The 20,871-nt window shown below is 71.9% G+C and carries 17 protein-coding genes and 1 riboswitch; of the genes, 9 read left to right on the forward strand and 8 right to left on the reverse strand.

What is annotated here, in order from left to right:
* Positions 1-14 precede the first annotated feature (14 nt).
* The 3 genes from ACF07B_RS29270 to ACF07B_RS29280 all read left to right on the forward strand — a co-directional run bounded on the left by ACF07B_RS29270 (position 15) and on the right by ACF07B_RS29280 (position 2,736).
* Positions 15-386 carry a hypothetical protein gene (locus ACF07B_RS29270; protein WP_392181159.1) on the forward strand — a complete coding sequence of 124 codons (372 nt, stop codon included), beginning with the start codon at positions 15-17 and terminating at the stop codon, positions 384-386.
* A 356-nt stretch (positions 387-742) separates the two neighbouring features.
* Positions 743-1,648 (forward strand): universal stress protein, encoded by a 906-nt coding sequence (locus ACF07B_RS29275; RefSeq protein ID WP_392181160.1) that lies wholly within the window; start codon positions 743-745, stop codon positions 1,646-1,648.
* A gap of 65 nt (positions 1,649-1,713) precedes the next feature.
* Positions 1,714-2,736, forward strand: a complete 1,023-nt coding sequence (locus ACF07B_RS29280) for a zinc-dependent alcohol dehydrogenase (RefSeq protein ID WP_392181161.1) — start codon at positions 1,714-1,716, stop codon at positions 2,734-2,736.
* 26 nt (positions 2,737-2,762) lie between these two features.
* Here ACF07B_RS29280 and ppk2 read toward each other — a convergent pair whose 3' ends face one another.
* Positions 2,763-3,566: a polyphosphate kinase 2 gene (ppk2, locus tag ACF07B_RS29285; RefSeq protein ID WP_369482284.1), complete on the reverse strand. Its 804-nt coding sequence runs from the start codon at positions 3,564-3,566 to the stop codon at positions 2,763-2,765.
* Positions 3,567-3,652: 86 nt separating this feature from the next.
* On the opposite strand from ppk2, the gene ACF07B_RS29290 reads away from it, so the two are divergent.
* Both ACF07B_RS29290 and ACF07B_RS29295 read left to right on the forward strand, forming a co-directional pair.
* Positions 3,653-6,037, forward strand: coding sequence for a phosphoketolase (locus tag ACF07B_RS29290; RefSeq protein WP_392181162.1), 2,385 nt, complete (start codon positions 3,653-3,655; stop codon positions 6,035-6,037).
* A 96-nt stretch (positions 6,038-6,133) separates the two neighbouring features.
* Positions 6,134-8,518, forward strand: a complete 2,385-nt coding sequence (locus tag ACF07B_RS29295) for a glycoside hydrolase family 65 protein (RefSeq protein WP_392181163.1) — start codon at positions 6,134-6,136, stop codon at positions 8,516-8,518.
* Between the two features lie 94 nt (positions 8,519-8,612).
* Here ACF07B_RS29295 and ACF07B_RS29300 read toward each other — a convergent pair whose 3' ends face one another.
* The 6 genes from ACF07B_RS29300 to ACF07B_RS29325 all read right to left on the reverse strand — a co-directional run bounded on the left by ACF07B_RS29300 (position 8,613) and on the right by ACF07B_RS29325 (position 15,414).
* On the reverse strand, positions 8,613-9,317 hold the full coding sequence (locus ACF07B_RS29300) for a response regulator (RefSeq protein ID WP_392181164.1): 705 nt from the start codon (positions 9,315-9,317) through the stop codon (positions 8,613-8,615).
* Positions 9,318-9,476: 159 nt separating this feature from the next.
* Positions 9,477-9,941, reverse strand: coding sequence for a cyclic nucleotide-binding domain-containing protein (locus tag ACF07B_RS29305; protein WP_392181165.1), 465 nt, complete (start codon positions 9,939-9,941; stop codon positions 9,477-9,479).
* A gap of 426 nt (positions 9,942-10,367) precedes the next feature.
* Positions 10,368-10,952 carry a hypothetical protein gene (locus ACF07B_RS29310; protein WP_384243168.1) on the reverse strand — a complete coding sequence of 195 codons (585 nt, stop codon included), beginning with the start codon at positions 10,950-10,952 and terminating at the stop codon, positions 10,368-10,370.
* A gap of 392 nt (positions 10,953-11,344) precedes the next feature.
* Positions 11,345-12,787, reverse strand: coding sequence for an NADP-dependent phosphogluconate dehydrogenase (gene gndA / locus ACF07B_RS29315; RefSeq protein ID WP_392181166.1), 1,443 nt, complete (start codon positions 12,785-12,787; stop codon positions 11,345-11,347).
* Between the two features lie 363 nt (positions 12,788-13,150).
* A complete protein-coding gene (thiD, locus tag ACF07B_RS29320) occupies positions 13,151-13,948 on the reverse strand; it encodes a bifunctional hydroxymethylpyrimidine kinase/phosphomethylpyrimidine kinase (protein ID WP_392181167.1) in 798 nt (265 codons plus the stop codon).
* 65 nt (positions 13,949-14,013) lie between these two features.
* Positions 14,014-15,414 (reverse strand): purine-cytosine permease family protein, encoded by a 1,401-nt coding sequence (locus ACF07B_RS29325; protein WP_392181168.1) that lies wholly within the window; start codon positions 15,412-15,414, stop codon positions 14,014-14,016.
* Positions 15,406-15,500, reverse strand: a riboswitch (TPP riboswitch). It overlaps the preceding gene by 9 nt.
* Positions 15,501-15,848: 348 nt before the next feature.
* Here ACF07B_RS29325 and ACF07B_RS29330 point away from each other — a divergent pair.
* The 3 genes from ACF07B_RS29330 (at position 15,849) to ACF07B_RS29340 (ending at position 19,093) form a co-directional block, all read left to right on the forward strand.
* Positions 15,849-16,670 (forward strand): alpha/beta fold hydrolase, encoded by an 822-nt coding sequence (locus ACF07B_RS29330; RefSeq protein ID WP_392181169.1) that lies wholly within the window; start codon positions 15,849-15,851, stop codon positions 16,668-16,670.
* A gap of 304 nt (positions 16,671-16,974) precedes the next feature.
* On the forward strand, positions 16,975-18,342 hold the full coding sequence (locus tag ACF07B_RS29335; RefSeq protein ID WP_392181170.1) for a phospholipase: 1,368 nt from the start codon (positions 16,975-16,977) through the stop codon (positions 18,340-18,342).
* A 142-nt stretch (positions 18,343-18,484) separates the two neighbouring features.
* Positions 18,485-19,093, forward strand: a complete 609-nt coding sequence (locus ACF07B_RS29340) for a hypothetical protein (RefSeq protein ID WP_392181171.1) — start codon at positions 18,485-18,487, stop codon at positions 19,091-19,093.
* On the opposite strand, the gene ACF07B_RS29345 is transcribed toward ACF07B_RS29340, so the two are convergent.
* The gene (locus ACF07B_RS29345; protein ID WP_392181172.1) at positions 19,066-19,974 is read right to left on the reverse strand and encodes a phosphatase PAP2 family protein; all 909 of its coding nucleotides are present in this window, start codon (positions 19,972-19,974) and stop codon (positions 19,066-19,068) included. The genes ACF07B_RS29340 and ACF07B_RS29345 overlap by 28 nt on opposite strands.
* A 485-nt stretch (positions 19,975-20,459) precedes the next feature.
* Here ACF07B_RS29345 and ACF07B_RS29350 point away from each other — a divergent pair, with 485 nt between their 5' ends.
* Positions 20,460-20,852: a VOC family protein gene (locus ACF07B_RS29350; protein WP_351871232.1), complete on the forward strand. Its 393-nt coding sequence runs from the start codon at positions 20,460-20,462 to the stop codon at positions 20,850-20,852.
* Positions 20,853-20,871: the final 19 nt, after the last annotated feature.

Consider the following 20,871-nt stretch of genomic DNA (forward strand, 5'->3'; position numbering starts at 1 on the left):
GGCAAGATGGCCCCATGACAAAGCTGTCCGCACGGTCGGTCCCTCGTACGTCCTCTGGTTCGGTGCTGTCGTTGTGGTCACAGGATTCCGTGCTGTCGATCGGCTCCGTGGGATCGGTGCTGTCCGTGGGGTCCGTCGGTTCGGCCTTGTCGGTCGGCTCGATCGGCAGCGCCCTGTCGGTCGGCTCGATCGGTTCCGCCCTGTCGCTGATCTCGACCGGCTCGTGGCTGAGCACGGGATCGGTGCTCTCCGCGCAGTCGCGGTGGTCCGTACTGTCCTGGCGTTCCACCCACGGATTCCTGGCCGCGGGAGCGGTAGGGGCGGCGGCCGGAGGCGCCCTGCTGGTGGCCCGGATGCTGCACGGGGCCGGGACCGGCACGGACTAGGACCTGTCCGGCCGGACCGCTCGGCGCGGGGCTCGCCCTGATCGGCGGATTCGTGCTGCGGATCCGCGCGGTTGCGGGCACGGTGATGGTGGGGCCGATGCGGGTGGCCGCAAGGGTGCCCGCCCCGTACCCGGCCGACGGCTCACGCTGAGCACGGCGGTCGATCCGGTCGCGGGCCGCTCCGGCCCCGGGCGGGAGGCGGGACCCCGAGAGGGCTCCGCCCTCCCGTGCGGCGCGGTGCCCCGGCTTGGGCCGAACGGCCCCCACCGGGGACCAGCGGCCCCTGTCCCACCCGACCCTTTCGACCGACCCTGGAATCGGACCCCGACGGGCCCCCGATTCAGGAGGTGGACACCATGCCACGCACTGTCACCGTAGGCCTCGACGGCTCTCCCGAGAGTCTCGCCGCCGCCGAATGGGCCGCCCGAGAGGCGCGGCTGCGCGCCCTGCCGGTCAGGCTGCTCAACGTATGGGAACCGGCTCCTGACCCGCTGGCAGAGGCGCCGCTGCTCGGGGCCGAGACCCACCAGCACTGGAGCGAGCGGATCCCGCGCGAAGCCGCCGCAGGGGTACGGGCCCGCCACCCGGGGGTCGACGTCACCACGGAGCAGCTCACGGGCCGGCCCGCCGAGGTGCTGCTGAAGGCCGCGGACGACGCCGAACTCCTGGTCCTCGGCACGCGAGGACTCAGCGGGGCGGGCGGTTTCATGGTCGGCTCGGTCGGACTGGCCGTAGCGGCCCACTCCGGGCGGCCCGTGGTGTTCGTACGGGCCGGTGAGCAGGCCGCGGACGAGCACCTGCCGGACCCGACGGGCATCCCGTCCGCCGCGGCGCCCTTCCGTCCCGTCGTGCTGGGACTGGACACCGGCGCCCCCGACGACTCGCTGATCGGCTTCGCCTTCGAGGCGGCCCTCCTGCGCTCCACGGCGCTGCGGGTCGTTCACTCCTGGAACGAGCCGCCCTACATCGCGTACGGGCTGCCCCCCGACCTGAAGATGAACACCCGGCTGGCCGCCGAGGACGCCGTCGCCATGACGGCGGCCCTGCGTGCCTGGCGCGAGAAGTACCCGGCCGTCGAGATCGTCGAGGACTCCCTGTCGGGCAAGCCGGCCAACCACCTCGTCGACGCCTCCCGGGAGGCCTCGCTCGTGGTCGTGGGCCGCAGGATCCGCCGTGCCGCGCTCGGTGCCCACATCGGCCCCGTCACGCACGCCGTGCTCCACCACGCCACCGCCCCCGTCGCCGTCGTTCCGCACACCTGATCGCCGCGGGCCGCCCCCCGGACCCGGGGCTGGCTGCGGCCCGATCGCGCAAGGAGAGACACCTGATGAAAGCAGCCGTCGTACGAGCGTTTGGTGAGCCGCTGGTCATCGAGGACCGCCCGGACCCCGAGCCGGGCCCCGGCCAGGTCCGCGTCCGGCTGGAGGCCTCCGGGCTCTGCCACACCGACATCCACGCGGCCCACGGCGACTGGCCGGTCAGACCGAGCCCGCCGTTCGTCCCCGGACACGAGGGCGTCGGCCTCGTCGAGGCGCTGGGCGAGGGCGTCACCCATCTCACCCTGGGCCAGCGGGTCGCCGTGCCCTGGCTCGGCAAGGCCTGCGGACGCTGCGAGCACTGCCTCTCCGGCTGGGAGACGCTGTGCGAGCAGCAGATCAACACCGGCTACGGATGCGACGGCGGCTACGCCGAGAAGATGCTCGCCTGGGCCGACTTCGCCCAGCCGGTGCCCGAGGGCGTCTCCCCGCTCGACGCGGCCCCCCTCACCTGCGCCGGCGTGACCACGTACAAGGCCCTGAAGGTCGCCGACGTCCGGCCCAGCCAGCTCGTCGCCATCTCCGGGGTGGGCGGACTCGGCCACCTGGCCCTGCAGTACGCGAAGATCGCCGGGGCGACCGTGGCGGCGATCGACGTCACCGACGACAAACTCGAACTCGCCTCGGAACTCGGCGCCGACATCGTGATCGACGCCCGCAAGGAGGACCCCGCCGAGGTCCTCAAGCGCCACGGCGGCGCGCACGCCGCGCTGGCCCTCGCGGTGAACGAGGACGCCTTCTCCGCGGTGTACAAGGGCCTGCGCCGCGGCGGGAAACTCGTCATGGTCGCGATGCCGGCCCACGGCACGATCCCGGTTCCGATCTTCGAGACCGTGCTGAACGGCACCTCCGTGATCGGCTCCATCGTCGGCACCCGCCAGGACCTCGCCGAGGTGTTCGAACTGCACGCCGCGGGGCGGACCCGGGTCATCCGCGAGTCCCGGCCCCTCGCCTCCGTCAACGAGTCCATCGACGAGGTCCTGCACGGCCGGATCCAGGCCCGGATCGTCTTCGACTTCGGCGAAGGGAGCTGACCCCCCCCGTGCCGGGTGCCAACGTCTCAGAGGCTCGCCGCGTGGTCGGGGACGAACGTCTGCAGATCACGCGGCGGGCGGACGTACCCCGTCGACGGCGGCCGCTCGGGCAGCTCCAGAACGGGCGGCGGCACCTCGCGATACGGGACGGTGGACAGCAGATGGGCGATCATGTTCAGCCTGGCGCGGCGCTTGTCGTCGCTCTCGACCACGAACCACGGCGCCTCGATGATGTCCGTGTGCACCAGCATCTCGTCCTTCGCCCGGGAGTAGGCCTCCCAGCGGGTGATCGACTCCAGATCCATGGGCGACAGCTTCCAGCGCCGCGTAGGGTCCTGCAGCCGGCGCCGGAACCGCTTCTGCTGCTCCGCGTCGCTCACCGAGAACCAGTACTTGCGCAGCAGCACACCCGCCTCCACGAGCATCCGCTCGAAGATCGGGCACTGCCGCAGGAAGATCTGGTGCTCCTCCTTCGTGCAGAAGCCCATGACGTGCTCGACCCCGGCGCGGTTGTACCAGCTCCGGTCGAACAGCACGATCTCCCCGGCGGCCGGCAGATGCTCCACGTAGCGCTGGAAGTACCACTGGGTCCGCTCGCGCTCGGTGGGCGTCGGCAGCGCCGCGATCCGCGCGACGCGCGGGTTCAGATGCTCCGCCACCCGCTTGATCGTGCCGCCCTTGCCCGCCGCGTCCCGGCCCTCGAAGACCACCACCACCCGGGCGCCCTCGGTCCGTACCCACTCCTGGAGCTTCACCAGCTCCGTCTGCAGACGCAGCAGCTCCCGCTCGTAGGCCTCACGCGGCACCTTCGCCGTCTTCTCCTCGGCCATGCCGCCTCCTCCGCCCGATGACGCCTCCTGTGAAGCGCCGCGATGACCCGCCTTGCCGACGTACCCCGATGACCGACGGAGTCTCCATGCCCAAGGCCGAACACCAGGACAGCACCGTACTGACCGACGACGAACTGCGCACTCTGGACGCCCACTGGCGGGCCGCCAACTACCTTGCCGTGGGCCAGATCTATCTGATGTCCAACCCGCTGCTCACCGAGCGCCTGACTCCCGCGCACATCAAGCCCCGCCTGCTCGGCCACTGGGGCACCTCGCCCGGCCTCAACCTGGTTCACACCCACCTCAACCGCGTCGTGAAGGCACGCGGCCTGGACGCGCTGTGCGTATGGGGTCCCGGGCACGGCGGTCCGGCCGTGCTGGCGAACTCCTGGCTGGAGGGCACGTACAGCCAGACGTACCCCTCCGTCCCCCGGGACCGCGAGGGCATGGAGAAGCTGTTCCGGCAGTTCTCCTTCCCCGGCGGAGTGCCCAGCCATGTCGCCCCCGAGACGCCCGGCTCCATCCACGAGGGAGGCGAACTCGGCTACTCCCTCGCCCACGCCTACGGAGCCGCCTTCGACAACCCCGGCCTGCTCGTCGCCTGCGTGATCGGTGACGGTGAGGCGGAGACGGGACCGCTCGCCGCGTCCTGGCACTCCAACAAGTTCCTCGACCCGGTCCACGACGGCGCCGTCCTGCCGATCCTGCACCTCAACGGCTACAAGATCGCCAACCCGACCGTGCTCTCCCGGCTCCCGGAGGCCGAACTCGACGAACTGCTGCGCGGATACGGCCACGAACCGATCCACGTCACCGGCGACGACCCCGCCCAGGTGCACCGCGCCCTGGCCGCCGCCTTCGACGGGGCCCTGGACCGGATCGCGCTGCTCCAGCGCACGGCCCGCGAGGAAGGCATCACCGAGCGGGCCCGCTGGCCCATGGTCGTCCTGCGCACACCCAAGGGCTGGACCGGCCCCGCCGAGGTCGACGGTGAGCCCGTCGAAGGAACCTGGCGCGCCCATCAGGTGCCCCTCGCCGGAGTCCGTGAAAACCCCGAACACCTGCGGCAGCTGGAGACCTGGCTGCGCTCCTACCGCCCCGAGGAACTCTTCGACGCCCAGGGGCGGCCGGTGGCCGACGTACTGGCCTGCGTGCCCGAGGGCTCGCGGCGCCTGGGCGCCACCCCGCACGCCAACGGCGGCCTCCTCCTGCGTGATCTCCCGCTCCCGCCCCTGGAGCGCTTCGCCGTCCCGGTGGACAAGCCCGGAGCCACCGCGCACGAGCCGACCCGGGTCCTCGGCGGCCTCCTCGAACACGTCATGCGCGAGACCACCGAGCGCCGCGACTTCCGGCTGGTCGGCCCCGACGAGACGGCGTCCAACCGCCTGGAGGCCGTCTTCGGCGCCAGCGGCAAGGCCTGGCAGGCAGAGATCCTGCCGGTGGACGAGCACCTGGACCGGCACGGCCGCGTCATGGAGATCCTCTCCGAACACCTCTGCCAGGGCTGGCTGGAGGGCTACACCCTCACCGGCCGGCACGGTCTGTTCTCCTGCTACGAGGCCTTCGTGCACATCGTCGACTCCATGGTCAACCAGCACATCAAGTGGCTGAAGACGTCACGCGACCTGGCCTGGCGCGCCCCGATCTCCTCCCTCAACTACCTGCTCACCTCACATGTCTGGCGCCAGGACCACAACGGCTTCTCGCACCAGGACCCCGGCTTCGTCGACCACGTCCTCAACAAGAGCCCCGAGGTCGTGCGCGTCTACCTGCCGCCGGACGCCAACACCCTGCTGTCCGTGATGGATCACGTGCTGCGCAGCCGCGACTACGTGAACGTCGTCGTCGCCGGCAAACAGCCCTGCTTCGACTGGCTCTCCATGGACCAGGCCCGTGCCCACTGCGCCCGCGGCGCCGGCATCTGGGACTGGGCGGGAACCGCCGACGGCGCCCGGGACCCCGACGTCGTCCTCGCCTGCGCGGGCGACGTTCCCACCCAGGAGATCCTGGCCGCCTCCGACCTGCTGCGCCGCCATCTGCCCGAGCTCGCCGTCCGCGTCGTCAACGTCGTCGACATGACCCGGCTGCTGCCGAGCGAGGAACACCCGCACGGGATGAGCGACTTCGAGTACGACGGACTGTTCACCACGGACAAGCCGGTGATCTTCGCCTACCACGGCTATCCCTGGCTCATCCACCGGCTCGCCTACCGCCGCACCGGCCACGGGAACCTCCATGTGCGCGGGTACAAGGAGATGGGCACCACCACGACCCCCTTCGACATGGTCGTCCGCAACGACATGGACCGCTACCGGCTGGTCATGGACGTCATCGACCGCGTGCCCGGCCTCGGCGTCCGTGCCGCCGCCCTGCGCCAGAAGATGGCCGACGCCCGCTCCCGCCACGCCATCTGGATCCGCGAACACGGCACCGACCTTCCCGAGGTCGCGGACTGGACCTGGACCGGCTGAGGGCCCGCGCCCACGGCCCGCGCTCACGGGACAGGGCCGCCGTCGCCCCGCGTGTGCCGCGAGGCCGGCGGGCCTCCCGTACCGGAGGATGAAGGCATGGACGACCTCACCTGGGACTACGAGGGCTACCACCCGGCGCAGGAACGTCTGCGCGAATCGCTGTGCACCCTCGGCAACGGGTACTTCGCGACCCGGGGCGCCGCCCCGGAGTGCTCCGCCGACTCCGTCCACTACCCGGGCACGTACGCGGCCGGCTGCTACAACCGTCTGACCTCGCAGGTGGCCGGGCACCAGGTCGAGAACGAGGACATGGTCAACCTCCCCAACTGGCTGCCCCTGCGCGTGCGGACCGCGACCGGGACCTGGCTCACCCCCGACTCCCACCGGCTGCTCGACCACCGGCTGAGCCTCGACCTGGTCGCGGGCACCCTGGAACGCACCGTGCGCTACGAGGACGAGGAGGGCCGGCGCCTCGCCGTGCGGCAGCTTCGCCTGGTCCACATGGCCGATCCCCACCTCGCCCTGCTGCGCACGCAGGTGACGGCCGAGGGCTGGTCCGGCCCCGTCGAGATCGAGTCGGCGCTCGACGGGACGGTCACCAACAGCGGAGTCGAGCGCTATCGCTCCCTCGCCTCCCGCCACCTGACGGACGTCAGGGCCGGTACCGGGAAACCCGACACGGTCTGGCTGCGCTGCCGCACCTACGCCTCGGAGATCGGCATCGGAATGGCCGCCCGGACCGTCACGGACGCCCCCGCCGAGACCACGGACGCGCACACCCCGGGACGTGCCGCCCAGTCGCTCAGGATCGCGCTGAGCGACGGCCGGACGGTGACCGTGGACAAGACCGTCGCCCTGCACACCTCCCAAGACCTGGCGATCAAGGACCCGCTGGACGCGGCCGTCGACCGGGTCGGGCGGGCCGCGGACTTCGAGGGGCTGCTGGACACCCACCGCACCGCGTGGCAGGCACTGTGGCGCAACGCCGAAGTGGACGTGCGGGGCAGCGTGGGACCGATCCTGCGTCTGCACCTGTTCCACGTGCTCCAGACGCTCTCCCCGCACACCGCGGAGCTCGACGTCGGCGTCCCGGCGCGCGGGCTGCACGGCGAGGCCTACCGCGGGCACGTCTTCTGGGACGAGCTGTTCGTGCTGCCGTACCTGAACCTCCACTTCCCCGAGGTCTCCCGCGCCCTGCTCACCTACCGCCACCGCCGTCTGGAGCGGGCCCGCCGGACGGCCCAGGACGCCGGCCGCACCGGCGCGATGTACCCGTGGCAGAGCGGCAGCGACGGACGGGAGGAGACCCAGCAACTGCACCTGAACCCGCGATCCGGGCGCTGGCTGGCCGATCACTCGCACCTCCAGCACCACGTCGGATCGGCCATCGCGTACAACGTGTGGCAGTACTGCGAGGCGAGCGGCGACACCGAGTTCCTGCACACCAAGGGCATCGAGATGCTCGTGCAGATCTCCCGATTCTGGGCCGGCTTCGCCGAGTACGACGCCGCCCTCGGCCGCTACCGGATCCGCGGTGTCGTGGGCCCCGACGAGTACCACGACGCCTACCCGGACGCCATCCGGCCCGGGCTCGACGACAACACGTACACCAACGTCACGGCCGCCTGGGTGCTCGCCCGCACTCTCGACGTGCTGGGCGAGCTGCCCGAGCTGCTGCGCCGGGACATGGTGGAGCGGACCGGCCTCGACCCCGCCGAACTCGACCTCTGGCACGACGTGTCGAGCGGACTGCACGTGCCCTTCCACGCCGGGGTCATCAGCCAGTTCGAGGGCTACGGCGACCTCGCGGAGCTCGACTGGGAGGGCTACCGGGACCGGTACGGCGACATCCGGCGGCTCGACCGGATCCTGGAGGCCGAGGGCGACAGCGTCAACCGCTACCAGGCCTCGAAGCAGGCGGACGTGCTGATGCTGGGCTATCTCTTCGCGCCGGCCGAACTCGGCGCTCTGTTCCGCAGGCTCGGACACGAGGTGGACGACACCCTCTGGCGGCGCACCGTCGACCACTACCTGAGCCGCACGAGCCACGGTTCGACGCTGAGCAGTCTCGTGCACGGCTGGGTGCTGGGCCGGGCCCGGCGCGCCGAGGCCTGGACGTACATCCACGAGGCTCTGCGGGGCGACATCGCCGACCTCCAGGGCGGCACCACGGGGGAGGGCATCCACCTGGGCGCGATGGCGGGCACCCTCGATCTCGTCCAGCGCGGGCTGACCGGTCTGGAGACCCGCGGCGCAGCCCTGCGGTTCGATCCGGTCCCGCTGCCGGAGCTGTCCGAGTACGGTCTCGCGATCCGCTACCGGGGGCACCGTGGTGTGCAACTGCACCTGGGCGGGGGGAGGCTGAGCGTCAGTGTGCCGGCGTCGGACGAGCCGCCGATCGACATCACCCTGGCGGACCGCACGGTCACGGTGGCGCCGGGTGAGTCCTGCACACTCACGCTGCCGGAATGGCGACCATGACGGGGGACGCGGCACGGGAACCCGGGACGGGACGGGGGGACACTCGTGACGGGGGACAGGCGACCGGTGAACGGGGAGCGGCCGGGGGCGGGACTCAGCGCGTGGAGTGGTGGCCGGCCGCTTCCGGGTGTTCGAGCTGGTTGGCCATGACCGCGGCCTGGACGCGGCGCTGGACGCCGAGTTTGGCCAGCAGCCGGGAGATGTGGTTCTTCACCGTCTTCTCGGAGAGATAGAGCTCCTTGCCGATCTCACGGTTCGTGAGCCCGTCCCCGATCAGCGCGAGGATGTCCCGCTCGCGCGGTGACAGGCCGGCGAGCTCCTGCGAGGGGGCCGGTTCCTCGGCCGGGTCCGCGCGCAGTTTGCGCATCAGCCGGGCGGTGGTCGTCGGGTCCAGCATCGACTGGCCGGACGCGACGGTACGGACCGCCGAGACCAGGTCGGATCCCTTGATCTGCTTCAGTACGTAGCCCGCCGCCCCGGCCATGATCGCGTCGAGCAGCGCTTCCTCGTCGTCGAACGACGTCAGCATCAGACAGGACAGCTCCGGCATCCGGCTGCGCAGTTCCCGGCAGACGCTGATGCCGTCGCCGTCCGGCAGCCGTACGTCGAGAACGGCCACGTCGGGCCGCAGCGCGGGGCCGCGTACCAGGGCGTGCGCGACGCTGCCCGCGTCACCGACCACCGAGATGTCGGGCTCGGAGTCCAGGAGGTCGGTCAGACCCCGGCGCACCACCTCGTGGTCGTCCAGCAGGAAGACCCTGATCGGGTTCCGCTCGGAGAACGTACGCGCCTCGGCCATGGCGACCCCTTGTTCAGTGACGGACCACGGACCGTGGGCCCGCTCAGGCCATCGTCACGCTTCCGGCCTCGATGCACTAGGGCCGACCGGTCCCATACGGGTCCGCACACGTTCCCCCGTCGCGGGCGGGGGGCTCACCGACCCGCCCGGCGCCGGCGGTCAGCGCGCGCTGCCGCTGCCGTAGGGGGCGTACAGGTCCAGCAGCCGGGTCCGGGCCGACTGGAGCCGGTGGCCGACGATCTCGCCCGCCCACTGGGCCACGGCCATGCCCAGTTCGGGATCGTCGCGGCACAGGGCCCGGACGTCCTCGGCATCGAACTCGTAGGCGCGGACCGGGCTCGTCGCCTCGGCGCCCAGATGCCAGATGTGCGGGGCGAACAGCCAGGACCAGCCGACGAGTTCGTTGTGACCGAGGATCTCGATGACGGCCGCACGGCGGCCCGGGACCCGCAGGTCGAGGGACACCGTCCCGGTCCGGATGATCCAGAACCGGTCCGCGTGACGGCCTTCCTCGAACAGCCGGGTGCCCTCGGGGAACGACACCTCGCGGGCCATGGCCAGCAGCCGTTCCTGCTGGTGGGCGGGCAGCGCCCGCAACATGGTGGATGTGGTGGAAGTGTTCATGATCCTGCCTCTTCCTGGCGCGCGACCCTTCCGCCTCCAATCTCCGCCCGAGGCGCGCCCGCCGCCATGGGCCATGCGGCCCCGGTCATGGGCCGCATGGCACCGGCCGGGACCGAGGGCTTCCGCGGAAGCGGAATGCCGGCTCCGCGAGGCCCCGCCGCGCGTCCTCGGCGCCATGACCGCCCCGGCCCCCGTCACCGCCGAACGCCCCGGAACCCGGTCACCGCCGAACGCCCCCGGAACCCGGTCACCGCCGAACGCCCCCGGGACCCGGTCACTGTTGAACGCCTCCGGGACCCCTTCACCACCGCCGAGCGTCTCCCGGACGGCGACACCGTCCGGGAGACGTGAAGTCCCGTACCGCACAGGCTGGTTGACGCCTGCCGGGGACAAGGGGTCTCGACCATGGGAACGGACCCACCTCGGTCAGGGAGTCTTGTGCCCCCACTGCGGCCCGAGCCGCTCCCACTCGCGCTCCCACCGGCGGTAGCGCCGCTGGTCGAGCCGCCACCGGGCGAGGCCGCCCGCGCCGAAGACCAGGCCGCCCAGGGCCACGGCCGCGGCGACGCCCAGCAGGGTGGCCTCGGTGGCCGCGGCGCTCGTGGTCGGCGGTGCCGTGGTGGGCCGGCCCCGCGCGTCCGTCCAGATCACCACGTGCGATCCGGCCTTGTGCCCGGATTCCACCAGGGCGCTGCCGACGTGTGGTGTCCCGTCCGGCGCGTTCCAGCGGACCGTCGCCCGGACATGGTCGTAGGCCGAGCCCTCTCCGGCGGGTATCGACCTTTCCGTACTGCTGACCAGTACGGCCGGGATGGCGTGCCGGTCGTGGCGCAGCCGCGTGAAGGACTCGTCGGCGGCGTGGGCGGTCGCCAGGCCGGCGAGGGTGCCTCCCAGCACCATCACCATCCAGACGATCAGTACGATCCACGCCTCGAAGACGTCGTCACGGCGACGCAGCGGATTCCTCCGCCAGCGCCAGCACCACTGCCTCGCACCCTGTGCTCCGCGCATGGCACCGCACCTCCTCGTTACACCCCAACAGTGCAAGGGGATCGCGGAGCGCGCGAGCGGTGGCAGAGGCCGCCCGGTCCCGCGGCGGAGAGCGGAAGGCCCCGGCGCGCGGCATCTGCCCCGGTCAGGGCGGGGATGGCGACATCGACGCACGTACCGAACGAGCCGTCGACGCGAAAATGTCCGCCTTGGATACCGGGCCGCCCCGCTCACCGAGACACCCTCCCGGAGCGATCCGACGGCTCATACCCGAACAGACCCGACACGAGGGACATCACGTCCGGACCGGCGCGACGGGAGACCCCCGGCGTCAAAGAGGGAGAGGGGCGGGCCGTATCTCCGTCATCACGGAGGTACGGCCCGCCCCTCGCTCACTCATCGACCGGTGGCGGTCACAGGACCTCGGTCTCGTTGCGGGACGCCTCGCCCCACAGCGTGTGGAAGCTGCCCTGGCGGTCGGTGCGCCGGTAGGTGTGGGCACCGAAGAAGTCGCGCTGGCCCTGGGTGAGGGCGGCGGGCAGCCGGTCGGCGCGCAGGGTGTCGTAGTAGGACAGGGCGGCCGAGAACGCGGGCACCGGCACGCCTCTGCGGGTGGCCGTGGAGACGACCTCGCGCCACGGGACCTGGGCGTCCTTGATCTCGGTGGCGAACCCCGCGTCGGAGAGCAGGCTGACCAGGCCCGGATCGACGGCGTACGCGGCGCGGATACGGTCGAGGAACGCCGCGCGGATGATGCAGCCGCCGCGCCAGATCTTCGCCACCTCACCGAGGTCGATGTCCCAGCCGTACTCGGCCGCCGCGTCCAGGATCATCTTCCAGCCCTGGTCGTAGGCGATCAACTTCGAGGCATACAGGGCGTGTTCCACCTGGCTGGTGAAGCGCTCGGCCTCCGTTCCCGACAGCTCCCAGTGGGTGCCGCCGGGCAGGCCGCGGTAGGCGGAGCGCAGTCCGTCCTGGCTGGAGGCGGCGCGGGCGAAGGTCGCCTGCGCGATGGCGGTGACCGGGGAGCCGAGGTCCAGGGCGGTCTGCACGGTCCAGCGGCCGGTGCCCTTCTGCCCCGCGGCGTCCACCACGACGTCGACGAACGGCTCACCCGTGGCGGCGTCCGTGTGCGCCAGGACCTCGGCGGTGATCTCGATGAGGTACGAGTCGAGGCGGCCCTTGTTCCAGCGCCGGAAGATCTCCGCGATCTGCTGCGGCGTGTAGCCGCCGACGCGCCGGAGCAGGTCGTAGGCCTCACCGATGAGCTGCATGTCGGCGTACTCGATGCCGTTGTGCACCATCTTGACGAAGTGCCCGGCACCGTCGGTGCCGATGTGCGTGGCGCAGGGCTCGCCGTCCACCTTGGCACTGATCGACTCGAACATCGGGCCCAGCGAGGCGTACGACTCGGGGGAGCCGCCCGGCATGATGCTCGGCCCGTTGAGGGCGCCCTCCTCGCCGCCGGACACACCCGCGCCGACGAAGTGGATGCCGCGTTCGCGCAGCGACTGCTCACGACGACGGGTGTCACTGAAGTGGGCGTTGCCCCCGTCGATGATCATGTCGCCGTCTTCGAGCAGCGGGGCGAACTCCTCGATGACGGCGTCGGTGGCGGCACCCGCCTGCACCATGATCATGAGGCGTCGGGGGCGTTCCAGCGCCGCGACGAAGTCCTCGGCCGACTCGGCCGCGACGAAGGCGCCCTCGTGCCCGAACTCCTCGACCAGTGCCTTGGTGCGCGCGGGGGTGCGGTTGTGGACGGCGACGGTGTAGCCGTTCCGGGCGAAGTTGCGGGCCAGGTTGCGGCCCATCACCGCGAGCCCTGTGACGCCGATCTGCGCGGTCGCCTTCATGGTCTGCTCCTTGGATCCGGATCTGCCTGTCCGCGTACCTGACGGGCGGGCAGACGACTGTCGCTGTGCCGATCAGTACGCCGGGAGGGGCCGAGGTGTTCACCTTTCGCGCCAGGAGGTGTTCCGGACCGCGGGACGGACCTTCGGGCGCCGGACGGACATGGCCGCGCGGGAGCATCGCACCGCCGTGCGGAGCCGTTGGTTCGGCCGGCGTCCGGCTGCCCGGACGGCCGGTGCCGGAAGGAGGCGCGGTCGTCCCCGAACGACGGCCGGCGGCCGGGAAGAGGGCGGTCGCGCCGGGATCGCTGGCGGCGGCCCGGACAGGAGGGGTCGTGCCGAACGACGGGCTGACGTCGGGCCGGGTCAGCCGTTCCGGCGCTGTCGCCACCCGTGGTCCACCGGTCCGATACCGGCACCGAGCGCGAAACCGGCCTCGATCGCGGCGGTCACGTACGCCTTGGCCCGTCGTACGGCCTCCGGTACCGAGAGTCCCTCGGCCAGGCCCACCGCGATGGCCGAGGCGAGCGTGCACCCCGTGCCGTGCGTGTGCCGGTTGTCGTGGCGGGGCGCCCGCAGCCAGTGCTCGGCCGTTCCGTCGGTGAGCAGATCGACGGCCTGGCCCGGCAGATGACCCCCTTTCACCAGCACCCACCGGGGACCGAAGGCGAGCAGCAGCCCGGCGGCCCGGCGCATGTCCGTCTCGTCGTCCACCTTCAGCCCGGTGAGCTGAGCGACCTCGTCGAGATTCGGGGTGGCCACGGTCGCCCGCGGCAGCAACCGGGTCCGTACGGCGTCCAGCGCGTCGTCGGCCAGCAGCCGGTCCCCGTGCTTGGAGACGCTCACCGGGTCCACGACGACCGGGGCGCCCACGTCCGACAGCAACTCGGCGACGGTGGCGACCAGTCCGGGCGACGAGAGCATCCCCGTCTTCACGGCCTGGACGCCGATGTCGTCGACGACACTGCGGTACTGGGCCCGTACCGCCTCCTCGGACAGCTCCCAAGCCCCCTGCACACCCACGGAGTTCTGCGCGGTCACGGCGGTGAGCACGCTCATCCCGTGGGCGCCCAGCGCGAGCATGGTCTTCAAGTCGGCCTGGATTCCCGCGCCTCCGCCGGAATCGGAGCCGGCGATCGTCAGGACGCGCGGCGGGGTGGGCATGAGGTGTTCCTCTCGGATACGGCCACGGGCCCGAAGCCCTGGACCGGCGGAGCGACGGGCGGCCCTCAGACGCGGCGGCGCAGCCGCAGCGGGGCGTAGAGGGCGAGGGCGACGAGGAACGCGACGTAGTAGGAGAGGTCGGCGCCGTGCAGCGCGTCGGCCACCGGACCGACGTACAGGCCCGTGTCCATGAACGGCACGGCCGCGCCGAATGCCGCCACGAAGGCCACCAGCGACGGCCATGCGGAGCGCGGACGGGACATCTCGGCGGCGACGTCGACCGGGGCGTCCCCGCGCTCCCGCCCCCGGGCGATCCAGTCGACGACGACGATGGCGACGAACCCGGGAATCCAATAGCCCACGAACAACAGCACGTTCTGGAAGCGGGCCGTCGTGTCGGCGGCGTGCATCCACAGCACCAGCGGGAAGCCGAGCGCCGCGGCCAGGGCGGCCGCCAACGGGCGCGGAATCCGCACACCCAGGGTCTGGAGGGCCAACGAACCGCTGTAGTCGTTCATCGCGTTGCTGCACACCGCGGCGAGTGCCACGGCCAGCAGCCCGAACGCTCCTGCGGCGCCACCGCCCAGCAACGCGTCCACGCCCGCCGCTGTCTGGTCGGTCAGCACCGACGCGCCCCACAGCCCGAGGACCTGCACACCGACGAAGGACGCGACGAGCCCGAGCAAGGTGCACCAGAACATCCGCGGCCGGGACGTCGAACGCGGCAGATAGCGGCTGAAGTCACCGGCGTACGGCGCCCAGGACAGCGAGAGGCTCAGCGCGATGGTGCTGGTGAGCACGAACGCGCCGGCGCGGTCGGCGCCCGTCGCGGACCCGGTCGTCGCGGGGTGGACCCCGTCGAGCATCCGCCAGGCGATCGCCGCGAAGGCCACGGCGAGCACGAACGTCATGACGATCTGCAGGCGGTGGACGGCTTCGTAGCCGAGGACACCCAGGGCCCCCTGAGCGGCCATCATGACCAGCACGCCGAGCCAGAACGGCCAGCCGCACAGCCGCGCCAGCGCATCCCCGCCGAAGAGGCCGATCAACGCGTCCCAGGCGACCGAGGACAGCCACTGGAGCATCCCGGGCAGCACCACCGCCCGGCCGAACGCGAGCTGTGCGAGCGGGAGTTGGCCGGTGCCGGTGAGTCCGCCCCAGGTGCTGAGGTAGGCGGTGGGCAGGGCGCCGAACACGGTTCCGAGGACGACCGCGGCGAGCGCGGTGCCGAAGTCCAGGCCCAGCGCGATCCCGATGGTGCCGGTGAACACGCCCGTCATCGTCAGGTTCGGGGCGAACCAGACGGTGAACAGGCGCCCGGCCCCGCCGTACCGGTTGCTCTCGGGGACCGGCTCGATGCCGTGCCCCTCCACCCGAAGGTCACCGGGTGCGGCGGGCATCCGTCCGTCGAAGACGGCAGGCCGGGTGTCGGCGGGCAGCCCGCCGGGAACATGCGCCCATGGCATGGAAGACATCCCTCCGCCAGTATGAACTGGTTCAGGTTCGACGGGTGTGATCTCAGCCCTCGGACGGGGCACCCCGTGTCCGGTACGACGGACACACTAACCGCTCCTCGCGACCGAGCGGCAGTGGGTCCCCGGGCGGAACCCGTGCTCGGCTCCCGTGCGCGGAGGGCGGCGCCACCACCGGGACACGGACCGGACCGTCCGGGAGCCGTCCGGGGCCCGTGACCCCGGCGCCTCTTCGAAGGCGTCGCCTCATGGGGTCACACACCCGGGCCGGAGCGCGCCCGCGCGCGCTCCGGTTCATTCGAACGGCGCGACCGGGCCGGTTCGCAGCGCGGCGTGTGCCGCCCCTCGGTACTGTCGGAAGTGATCGCCGCTCGCTCTTCGCTCCCGGGTCCCGGACCCGGCGGCCGGGCGGAAGGAGGCAGGGTGCCGTGACCGTGATCTCCCTGAAGTCCGCGCAGGTGGGGGAAGGTCTCGTCCTGCCGTACGCCGAGGCCGGCTATCCCAGTGGTACGCCGGTCGTCTTCGTGCACGGTCTGGCCGACTCCTGGTGGTCCTTCGAACCCCTCCTGCGGCGCCTTCCGGCGTCCCTGCACGGATACGCGCCCACGCAGCGCGGGCACGGCGACGCCGGCCGGCCCCCGGAGGGCTACGGCCCGGACGACTTCGCCGCCGACCTCGTGGACTTCCTGAACGCGGTCGACATCCCCCGGGCCGTCCTGGTCGGGGCGTCCAGCGGCGGCGTACCGGCCCGGATCGTCGCAGGCAGCCACCCCGACCGCATCGCGGGCCTGGTGCTGCTCGGTGTCCCCGGCACCCTCACGGACAAACCGGCGGTGACCAGGCTGGCCGGCGCCGTGGAGGAGCTGACCGATCCCGTGCCCCGCGCGTTCGTCGAGGACTTCCTGGCCGGCACGGTGACCCGCCCGATCGCCCGGGGGTTCGTGGAGACCATGGTGGAGGAGAATCTGAAGCTTCCCGCGTACGTCTGGAAGGACACGGCCCGCGGACTCCTCGACGCCGATCTCCGCGCGACGCTCGCGGGCATCCTGGTGCCCACACTCGTCATCTGGGGTGAACAGGACGAGTTCCTGCCCCGGGAGGACCAGCAGACCATCCTGGACGCGGTGCACGGCGCGGAGTTCCTCGCCTACCCCGAGACCGGCCACTGCCTCCACTGGGAGCAGCCCGAACGCGTGGTCGCCGACATCACCGCGTTCGTCACGCGGATCGAGCATCCCGGCACGCGGTAAGGGCACCTGACCTCGCGCGGAGGGTGAACGGCGGTCCGTCCGAGCCGCGTCGGAGGTGATGCGAGGGGGCTCTCGGGGGCATGCGTCGCCGCCCGGGCGACACCGTGTCCGGGGCGGGCCGCGCGGGGCCGGGCCGGGGCGGACCGGGGGCGAGGCCGGGCCCAGGGCGGGGACGGACCGGGGGCCGAGGTGAGGGCCAGGACCGGGGTGGGGCCACGTCCCGTGACGCGATCCGACCGCTGTCCCCCGACGCCGGGTCTCTGCATGGCATGCTCATGCTCCCCACAGGAAGGGATCACGTGCCATGAGACCGAGCCGACGCTCCCTGCTCGCCGCCACCGCCGTACTGGGCTCCGTTTTCGCCGTCCCCGCGCCAGCCGGTGCCGCCCAAGTCCCCGTTGCGGGAACCTATTTCGTCCAGAGCGCCGTCACGGGACTGAACGCCGCCGACAGCGCGGGCGCGGTCGTCCAGCACAACCCCAGGGGAAACGAGGACCGCCAGCAGTGGACGCTGCGCCAGAGCGGTTCCTCCTCCGTGCTCGAAAGCACGGACAGCGCGGGCAGTTGCCTGGGCCGCTCGGGCGACCAGGCCCGGACCGTGGCCTGTACGAGCGCCGACGCCGCCTGGGAGGTGACGCCGGGCGGCACCGACCGGTACACGCTCAAAGCCCCGGGTTCGGAACGGTACTTGACGGTCACCGACAGGTCCTCGGGCTCCAACTACCCGGCCCAGCTGGCCATCGGCTCGGCCGGCGCTCTCGCCTCCTGGTACCTCACCCCGGCCCAGCCCGTGACCCGGCCGATGCCGCCCCAGGATCAACGAACCCTGGACCAGGTCACGTTCCTCACCGCCCACAACGCCTACGCCAACGGCGTGGACGGCGGATTCGCCCCGCCCTTCGTCAACTTCGTACCCAATCAGAAACGCGGTATCGATCAGCAACTCGCCGACGGCGTGCGAGGGTTCATGCTCGACCTGCACCAGACCCCCGACGGTGCGATCCTGTGTCACAACAGCTGCACCCTCGTCAGCAGGCCGGTCGCGCTCTGGGTCGACCTCCAGCGCATGGTCGACTTCCTCAAGCGGCACCCCGACCAGTTCGTCACCGTGTTCCTGGAGGACTACGTCGATCCGGGTGTCCTGCGTTCCGAACTCGCCCGCGTGAACGGTCTGTCCGACGTCCTCTACCGTCCCGACGCGACCGGCGTGCGCGAGAACGGCTGGCCGAAGCTCGCTGATCTGACCGCCGCAGGACACCGCATGCTCATCTTCACCGACCACAGCCGCTCGTCCGACGAGTCCGCCGGACTGACCCGGGACAGCTTCGGTGTCATGTACCAGCGTGAGTGGACCGTCGAGAACTACTGGTCGATGGGCTCGGGCCTCGGCTCCTCCGACTGGTCCTGCTACAGCCGCTGGTACGACGCGGGCACGAACGTACCGCTCACCCGCACGGAGAACGGCTTCCGCCCTCTCTTCGTCATGAATCACTTCCGCGACGTCACGATCTCCGGGACCGCCGGCACGGACAACACCAAACTCGCCGACCGGGCCCGCCGCTTCTGTGAGCCGGCCGCCCGCAAGAAGCCCAACTACCTCGCGGTCGACCGCTACGACCTGGGTGATCCCGGCTCCGCGGTGAACACGCTGAACACGTACGTCTATCCGTAGCCGGGCGCCACCGCGAGCCCCGCCGAGGGCACCCCGGGAGGGAGGGGTCCCGGGCGGGTCGCAGGGGCGTGGCCGGGGCGCCCGACGGCGGATGTCGGTACCGTGCGGCAGGCTCCACCCTCAGACGTGGGAGGGGATCACCATGGGTATGGGCTACAAGACGTCCTGGCTCGCCGTGCCCGGCGCCGACAGCAGGGCAGTCGCCGACGCGCTCGGGCTGGTCGGGCGCGTGGCGATGGACTGGGAGACAGGGTCCGAAGCGGCGTACAAGCGGGGCGTCTTCGTGGCGTCCCCCGTGGACGGCTGGACGCTGGCCCACGGCCGGGTCCACCTCGACAACGGACGCGACGGCGACGGTCCCGCCATCCTGGACTGGCTCGGAGTGCTCGGCCGGCGCTTCGGCGACCTTCAGTACTTCAGCACGGATCGCATCGGTGAGTATCACGCCTGGGCGAGGGTGGAGGCCGGCCGAGTGGTCCGGGCCTATTGCTTTCACGGCTGCGCCGGTGATGTGCCCCTGCGGTTCGGTGAGCCCACCGAGATCGAGCGCCGACTGGGCGTCGGGGAGCGGTGGCTGGAGGAGGGCTGGGAGAACTGGAGCGAAGCCGAGAGCGACGACTGGCGTGCCGCCATGCCGGATGAACAGCATGTCATGGCCATCGCGCGGAACTGGGGAATCTGTCCTCTGGACATCCCGGAGGGGGCACCCGTGGACGACGGCATCTACGGATTTCCGCCGGGCGTCGAGTGAGGCCCGCCCCGTCGGCCGGCCGCCAGGACCCGAAGCCGGATCCTTGATGCCGAGACGGTCCGGCGTTTCGAGGACTGCTGCCTGTGTCCGGCCGTCCGGCTCCCGGCCGACGCCCTCACGGACAACCGGCTGTCCTCCGCGCGGGGACGTTGATGAAGGGCTCGGACGCCCACGTCCATCGTGACGGCATCTGATCCCGTCGTGGGGTCTTCGCGGTGAGGGGCCGCCGTCATCGTGGAGTGGATGCCGGGGAAGAACCGCGCGAGGACGTACAGGAGCAGGCTCAGCCAGCAGACGGCGAACAGCCAGCCGCCCACGACGTCGGAGAACCAGTGGACGCCCAGATAGACGCGTGACAAGCCGACGAGCACGGCCCAGCAGCCGACGAGCAGGACGAAGGCTCTCCTGGACTGGGGGGCGCGGGCGAGCACCGCGAGGACGAGCAGTCCGGCGGCGACCGCGGAGGTGGTGGTGTGACCGGACGGGAACGACCACCCCGAGGCATGGGTGGCCCAGTTCTCCAGGGGCGGCCGGGGGCGGGCGATCAGTGACATCACGGCGAACCGCAGGGCCTGCGCGGCGGCCAGAGCGCAGACACAGGCGGCGACGGCGCGGACCCGCTGCCGTGCCGTCCGGCCGAGGAGCAGGCCGGCCACGACGACCAGCGTGTACGGGACGATTCCGGTGCCCGTGTAGGTCACGCCGCGTGCCAGGGCGAGTGCCATGTCCGGGCGGTGAGCGAGGGACCAGGAGGCCAGCTCCGAGTCGCCGGACAGAGGTGCGCCGTCGTGACCGGTCACGACCAGAGCCAGCAGCACGAAGGCGACCAGGCTCCCCAGCGCGGTCGACGCGGCGATGTCGCCGGTGCCCTGTCGCTTCATGGCCGGACCCGGGGGGCGTCGGTCTCGTACGCGGGTGCGCCCGGGGCGGCGGACATGGCTGTGGCCCCTTTCCACGGGAGGCGCGCACAGGGCAGGACCGCTCGCCCGCGCCTTGCCGCGTCGCGGTCTCGTCTACATAACTGTAGACGATGGCCTCCGGGGTGGTTCCCGGAATGCTCCATGAAGATCAGCGTCGCATCACCCGCGAGGGTCGGCCCCCTTTCGCCGACCGGGGGCCGGTGTCCCGTCACTCGGCGGAGCGCCGCGCCGTGTCGCCCCCGGGGATCGCCGCCGCCCGGTGGTGCCGGCGTCGTCCGCCCGTCCTCCCGCCCGTCCTCCCGCCCGTTCGCTCTCCCGCCCGCCCGTCCGCGCGCCCGTCCGCCCGGCCCGGGTGACCGGCGGAAGGGAGTCGCCCCGGTGCCCGGCAGGGAACGCCGTACCCGATGCCGTACCCTACGTGTTACGTATAACCCTGGAGAGGTCCGATGAGACGCATCGCCCTGGTCACCCTCGTCGTCGACGACTACGACGAGGCCGTCCGCCACTACACCGAAGCCCTTGGGTTCCGCCTCGTCGAGGACACCCCGAGGCCCGACGGCTCCCGCTGGGTCGTGGTCGAGCCGGGCGCGGACGGCGGCGGAACCGGACTGCTGCTCGCCCGGGCCAAGGACGAGGCGCAGCGCGGCCGGATCGGCGACCAGACCGGCGGACGTGTCGGCTTCTTCCTGTACACCGACGACTTCGCCCGCGATCACGCCAGGATGCGCGCCGCGGGTGTGACCTTCCTGGAGGAGCCGCGCCACGAGCCGTACGGCTCGGTCGTCGTCTTCCAGGACCTGTACGGCAACCGCTGGGACCTGCTCCAGCCCGCGGGCTGACCGGCCCGCTCTCCCGCGC

This window comes from Streptomyces sp. NPDC015532 (assembly GCF_043078065.1).
Lineage (GTDB): Bacteria > Actinomycetota > Actinomycetes > Streptomycetales > Streptomycetaceae > Streptomyces.

Excerpts from the sequence above, each read along its gene's own strand:
- ACF07B_RS29270 (WP_392181159.1), top strand. The coding sequence starts at position 15 with ATGACAAAGCTGTCCGCACGGTCGGTCCCTCGTACGTCCTCTGGTTCG.
- ACF07B_RS29275 (WP_392181160.1), top strand. The coding sequence starts at position 743 with ATGCCACGCACTGTCACCGTAGGCCTCGACGGCTCTCCCGAGAGTCTC.
- ACF07B_RS29280 (WP_392181161.1), top strand. The coding sequence starts at position 1,714 with ATGAAAGCAGCCGTCGTACGAGCGTTTGGTGAGCCGCTGGTCATCGAG.
- ppk2 (WP_369482284.1), bottom strand. The coding sequence starts at position 3,566 with ATGGCCGAGGAGAAGACGGCGAAGGTGCCGCGTGAGGCCTACGAGCGG.
- ACF07B_RS29290 (WP_392181162.1), top strand. The coding sequence starts at position 3,653 with ATGCCCAAGGCCGAACACCAGGACAGCACCGTACTGACCGACGACGAA.
- ACF07B_RS29295 (WP_392181163.1), top strand. The coding sequence starts at position 6,134 with ATGGACGACCTCACCTGGGACTACGAGGGCTACCACCCGGCGCAGGAA.
- ACF07B_RS29300 (WP_392181164.1), bottom strand. The coding sequence starts at position 9,317 with ATGGCCGAGGCGCGTACGTTCTCCGAGCGGAACCCGATCAGGGTCTTC.
- ACF07B_RS29305 (WP_392181165.1), bottom strand. The coding sequence starts at position 9,941 with ATGAACACTTCCACCACATCCACCATGTTGCGGGCGCTGCCCGCCCAC.
- ACF07B_RS29310 (WP_384243168.1), bottom strand. The coding sequence starts at position 10,952 with ATGCGCGGAGCACAGGGTGCGAGGCAGTGGTGCTGGCGCTGGCGGAGG.
- gndA (WP_392181166.1), bottom strand. The coding sequence starts at position 12,787 with ATGAAGGCGACCGCGCAGATCGGCGTCACAGGGCTCGCGGTGATGGGC.
- thiD (WP_392181167.1), bottom strand. The coding sequence starts at position 13,948 with ATGCCCACCCCGCCGCGCGTCCTGACGATCGCCGGCTCCGATTCCGGC.
- ACF07B_RS29325 (WP_392181168.1), bottom strand. The coding sequence starts at position 15,414 with ATGCCATGGGCGCATGTTCCCGGCGGGCTGCCCGCCGACACCCGGCCT.
- ACF07B_RS29335 (WP_392181170.1), top strand. The coding sequence starts at position 16,975 with ATGAGACCGAGCCGACGCTCCCTGCTCGCCGCCACCGCCGTACTGGGC.
- ACF07B_RS29340 (WP_392181171.1), top strand. The coding sequence starts at position 18,485 with ATGGGTATGGGCTACAAGACGTCCTGGCTCGCCGTGCCCGGCGCCGAC.
- ACF07B_RS29345 (WP_392181172.1), bottom strand. The coding sequence starts at position 19,974 with ATGAAGCGACAGGGCACCGGCGACATCGCCGCGTCGACCGCGCTGGGG.
- ACF07B_RS29350 (WP_351871232.1), top strand. The coding sequence starts at position 20,460 with ATGAGACGCATCGCCCTGGTCACCCTCGTCGTCGACGACTACGACGAG.